Annotated in this window: 1 rRNA gene; it reads left to right on the top strand. The window is 50.9% G+C overall.

What is annotated here, in order from left to right:
- Positions 1–25 precede the first annotated feature (25 nt).
- A 23S ribosomal RNA gene (locus tag KO531_RS22150) occupies positions 26–1526 on the top strand; the annotation flags it as partial.

Raw genomic sequence — 1526 nt, 5'->3', positions numbered from 1 at the left:
TGAGTGAAACTCATTTGGGTTGTATGGTTAAGCGACTAAGCGTATACGGTGGATGCCTTGGCAGTCAGAGGCGATGAAGGACGTAGTAACTTGCGAAAAGCGTTGGCGAGCTAGTAACAAGCATTTGAGCTAACGATGTCCGAATGGGGGAACCCAGCAGCATAAGCTGTTATCGCAACATGAATACATAGTGTTGCGAGGCGAACGAGGGGAACTGAAACATCTAAGTACCCTTAGGAAAAGAAATCAACCGAGATTCCCCTAGTAGCGGCGAGCGAACGGGGATTAGCCCTTAAGTCAGTGGGGTGTTAGTGGAATGCGTTGGAAAGCGCAGCGGCACAGGGTGATAGCCCCGTACATGAAAACTAACCATTGATGAAAACGAGTAAGGCGGGACACGTGACATCCTGTTTGAATATGGGGGGACCATCCTCCAAGGCTAAATACTCCTGACTGACCGATAGTGAACCAGTACCGTGAGGGAAAGGCGAAAAGAACCCCTGTGAGGGGAGTGAAATAGAACCTGAAACCGTATACGTACAAGCAGTGGGAGCGGTTCTTGAGACCGTGACTGCGTACCTTTTGTATAATGGGTCAGCGACTTACATTTTGTAGCGAGGTTAAGCGAATAGCGGAGCCGTAGGGAAACCGAGTGTTAACTGCGCGTTTAGTTGCAAGGTGTAGACCCGAAACCCGGTGATCTAGCCATGGGCAGGTTGAAGGTTGAGTAACATCAACTGGAGGACCGAACCGACTAATGTTGAAAAATTAGCGGATGACTTGTGGCTGGGGGTGAAAGGCCAATCAAACCGGGAGATATCTGGTTCTCCTCGAAAGCTATTTAGGTAGCGCCTCGAGCGAATACCATTGGGGGTAGAGCACTGTTAAGGCTAGGGGGTCATCCCGACTTACCAACCCTTTGCAAACTCCGAATACCAATGAGTACTACTCGGGAGACAGACGGCGGGTGCTAACGTCCGTCGTCAAAAGGGAAACAACCCAGACCGTCAGCTAAGGTCCCAAAGTACTAGCTAAGTGGGAAACGATGTGGGAAGGCTTAGACAGCTAGGATGTTGGCTTAGAAGCAGCCATCATTTAAAGAAAGCGTAATAGCTCACTAGTCGAGTCGGCCTGCGCGGAAGATGTAACGGGGCTAAGCTAGTCACCGAAGCTACGGGTGCACAGTTTACTGTGCGCGGTAGAGGAGCGTTCTGTAAGCCGTTGAAGGTGAAGGGGTAACCCACGCTGGAGGTATCAGAAGTGCGAATGCTGACATGAGTAACGATAAAGGGGGTGAAAAACCCCCTCGCCGAAAGACCAAGGGTTCCTGTCCAACGTTAATCGGGGCAGGGTGAGTCGACCCCTAAGGTGAGGCCGAAAGGCGTAATCGATGGGAAACAGATTAATATTTCTGTACTTCCGCTAACTGCGATGGAGAGACGGAGAAGGCTAGGCTAGCGCGGCGTTGGTAGTCCGCGTTTAAGGTGGTAGGTGGTGTTCTTAGGCAAATCCGGGGACACGTACTT

Source organism: Shewanella sp. NKUCC06_TVS, assembly GCF_019345515.1.
In the GTDB taxonomy this organism is placed as follows: Bacteria; Pseudomonadota; Gammaproteobacteria; order Enterobacterales; family Shewanellaceae; genus Shewanella; species Shewanella oncorhynchi.
Note: the sequence above shows the minus strand (reverse complement) of the source record. Positions and strands in the feature narration are given on the sequence as shown.